Annotated in this window: 1 protein-coding gene; it reads right to left on the minus strand. The window is 74.0% G+C overall.

The window, feature by feature from the left end; genetic code table 11:
- The coding region (locus IE294_RS46445; protein ID WP_189895348.1) for a type I polyketide synthase at nucleotides 1-3574 on the minus strand (3574 nt) is incomplete at both ends.

Below are 3574 nucleotides of genomic sequence, written 5' to 3' on the forward strand. Positions count from 1 at the left end.
CAGGGTCCTGGGCAGCACGCCGTGCCGCATCGCCAGCACCATCTTGATCACACCGGCCACACCGGAGGCCAGCTGCGTGTGGCCGATGTTGGACTTGACGGAGCCCAGCCAGAGTGGTTCCTCCCGGTCCTGTCCGTAGGTGGCCAGCAGCGCCTGCGCCTCGATCGGGTCACCGAGCGTCGTGCCCGTGCCGTGCGCCTCCACCACGTCCACCTCGGACGGCTTCAGCCCGGCATTGGCCAGCGCCTGCCGGATCACCCGCCGCTGCGCGAGGCCGCTGGGCGCGGACAGGCCGTTGGACGCGCCGTCCTGGTTGGTGGCGCTGCCCCGGATCACCGCCAGCACCGGGTGCCCGTTGCGCCGCGCGTCCGACAGCCGCTCCAGGACCACCATGCCGACACCCTCGGACATGCCCATGCCGTCGGCAGAGGCGGCGAACGCCTTGCAGCGGCCGTCCTCGGCGAGGCCGCGCTGTCGGCTGAAGCCGATGAAGCCCTCCGGGTTGGCCATCACGGTGACACCGCCGGCGAGGGCGAGCGAGCACTCGCCCGAGCGCAGCGCCTGGCTCGCCAGGTGCATCGCCACCAGCGACGACGAACACGCCGTGTCCACGCTGACCGCGGGACCCTCCAGACCGAAGGTGTACGCGATCCGGCCGGACGCCACGCTGGCGGAGCCGCCCGTGACCATCTGGCCCTCCAGCCCTTCCGGGACCTCGGCGTTGGCGCCGTAGCCCTGGTAGCCGGTGCCGACGAAGACACCGGCCCGCTCGCCGCGCTGGCTCTCCGGGTCGATACCGGCCCGCTCGAACGCCTCCCACGCGGTCTCCAGCAGCAGCCGCTGCTGCGGGTCCATCGTGAGCGCCTCACGCGGGCTGATTCCGAAGAACAGGGGGTCGAAGTCGCCCGCCGCGTCCAGGAAGCCGCCGTGCCGGGTGTACGACGTGCCGGGCCTGTCAGGGTCCGGGTCGTAGAGGCCGTCCAGGTCCCAGCCGCGGTCGGTCGGGAAGTCGGAGATGACGTCGCCGCCCGCGCGCAGCAGTTCCCACAGCTTCTCCGGGGTGTTGACGCCACCCGGGAACCGGCAGGCCATCCCCACCAGTGCGATCGGCTCGTTCTCGGCCGCGACCACGACCGTGGCCCCCGGGGCGGCGGTGTCCTGGGTCAGCTCCGCACGCAGGTGGCGGGCGATGGCGTGGACGTTGGGGTGGTCGAAGACGACCGTGGTGGGCAGCCGCAGGCCGGTCGCGGCGTTCAGCCGGTTGCGCAGCTCCACCGCGGTGAGCGAGTCGAAGCCGATGTCCCTGAAGGCGCGCTTGGGATCGACCGCGTCACCGCCGGAGTGGCCGAGGACCGAGGCCACCTGTTCGCGTACGAGCGTGACGAGCTCGGCCTCGGAAAGGGCAGCGGTCGCCGGTGCGGCGACCGGGCTTTCCTCCTTGGCGAGGGCCGCCACCTCCGGTATCTCGTCCAGCAGCGGGCGGGGACGGGCGGAGGTGAAGACCGGCGCGAAGCGCGACCAGTCCACCTCGGCGACCGCGAGGACCGTCTCGTCGTCGTCCAGGGCCCGCTGAAGGGCCGAGACCGCGAGCTGCGGGTCGATGAACGGCAGGCCCTGGCGCCGGACCCGGTCCATGTCGAGGCCGCCGGGCATGGTGGCGGAATCCGCCAGGTTCGGGGTGTTCCAGATGCCCCAGGCGATGGACGTGGCCGGCACGCCGCGGCCCCGCAGGTGCTCGGCGTAGGCGTCGAGGAAGGCGTTGGCGGCGGCATAGGCGCCGTGGTCACCGCTGCCCCAGACCCCGGCGATGGAGGAGAAGAGGATGAACGCGTCGAGGTCGGGCAGCAGCTCGGCCAGGTGAACCGCGCCGGCCGTCTTGGCGTGCACGACGTCCTCGAACTCGGCCAGCGAGGTGTCGGCCAGGGACGCGATCTGGATGAGGGCCGCGGCGTGCACGACCACGCGGACCGGGGTGCCCTCCCCGGCGAGCCGCGCCACCAGGTCGGCCACCGCCGCACGGTCGGTGACGTCACAGCCCGTGTAGTCGAGCCGGGTCCCCGCCTCGGCGAGTTCCGCGGTGAGTTCCGCGGCGCCGGGCACGTCCGCGCCGCGGCGGCTCGCCAGCACCAGGTGCTCGGCGCCTGCGGCGGCCAGCCAGCGGGCGATGTACGGGCCGACGGCGCCGGTGGCCCCCGTGACCAGAACCGTGCCCTGCGGACGCCAGGCGCGCCGGGCGGGCCTGCCGTCCGGCAACGCGCGGGCGAGGCGGCGCACCAGGGTGGTGTGCGCGCGGATCGCCCACTGGTCCTCGTCGCCGCCACCGGCGAGCACGTCGCAGAGCGCGGCGGCGGACCGGTCGTCGTAGTCGGGGGGCAGGTCGGCCAGACCGCCCCAGAACTCCGGGTGCTCCAGACCGATGACCCGGCCGAGGCCCCACACCGCCGCCTGCGCGGGGTGCCGCGGTCCGGCGTCGTCGGCCGCGGACGTGGCACCGTGGGTGAGGCACCACAGCGGCGCGGTCCAGCGGAGGTCGTCGAGCGCCTGGGTGAGCACGGTGGTGAGGGCCAGGCCCGTGGTCAGACCCGGGTAGGCCGGGTCGGGCCGTTCGGCCAGCGCCAGCAGCGACAGCACGCCGTCCGGCTGCGACCGCTCGCCCAGCGCCGTGGCCAGGTCCTTCCGGCCGGTCCCGGCGGGGACGACGTGCTCGGCGACCTGTGCGCCGCGCCCGCTGAGGGCGCGCAGCACGCCCGTCACCCAGGCTTCCTCACGGCATCCCTCCGGGACGATCAACAGCCATCTGCCCGGCAGGGGGCGGGCGGCGGGTGTGGCCGGGCGCCAGGTGACGCGGTAGCGCCAGGAGTCCGTGGAGACCTCCGGCGACGGCGGCGCCACCCAGTACCGCTCGCGCTGGAACGGATAGGTGGGCAGGGCCACCCGCCGGCCGCCCGGGTACAGCGCGGCCGCGTCCACCTCCGCTCCGTGTGCCCACGCCGTACCGAGCGACGTCAGGAAGCGGTGCATGCCGCCGTCGTCACGGCGCAGGGTGCCGACCGCCAGTACCGGAGTGTCACCGTCGGCGTGCTCGGTGGTCTCCTGGATCCCCGTCGTGAGGACGGGGTGTGCGCTGACCTCGACGAAGATGTCGTGCCCGGCAGCCGCGAGGCTCCGCACGGCGGTTTCGAACCGCACCGGCCGGCGCAGGTTGCGGAACCAGTACCCGGCGTCGAGTTCCTCCCCGGAGAGCCATTCGGTGTCCACGGAGGAGTAGAACGGCACCGTGGCCGGCCGGGGGGACACCCCCTCCAGCACCCGCAGGATCTCCTCACGGATCTCCTCCACCTGTGCGGAGTGAGAGGCGTAGTCCACCGGGATGCGCCGGGCCCGCTCCACCCGGCCCAGAACCTCCTCCAGACCATCCGGGTCACCCGCGACAACCACGGACGACGGCCCGTTCACCGCCGCCACCGACACACCCTCCGGCAGCAGATCACGCACCTGCTCCACCGGGAGGGGAACCGACACCATCCCGCCCCGGCCCGCCAGCGCGGTGATCGCCCTCGACCGCAGCGCCACC

Origin of the sequence: Streptomyces canarius (genome assembly GCF_014650735.1) — a bacterium.
GTDB classification, from domain to species: Bacteria; Actinomycetota; Actinomycetes; order Streptomycetales; family Streptomycetaceae; genus Streptomyces; species Streptomyces olivaceoviridis.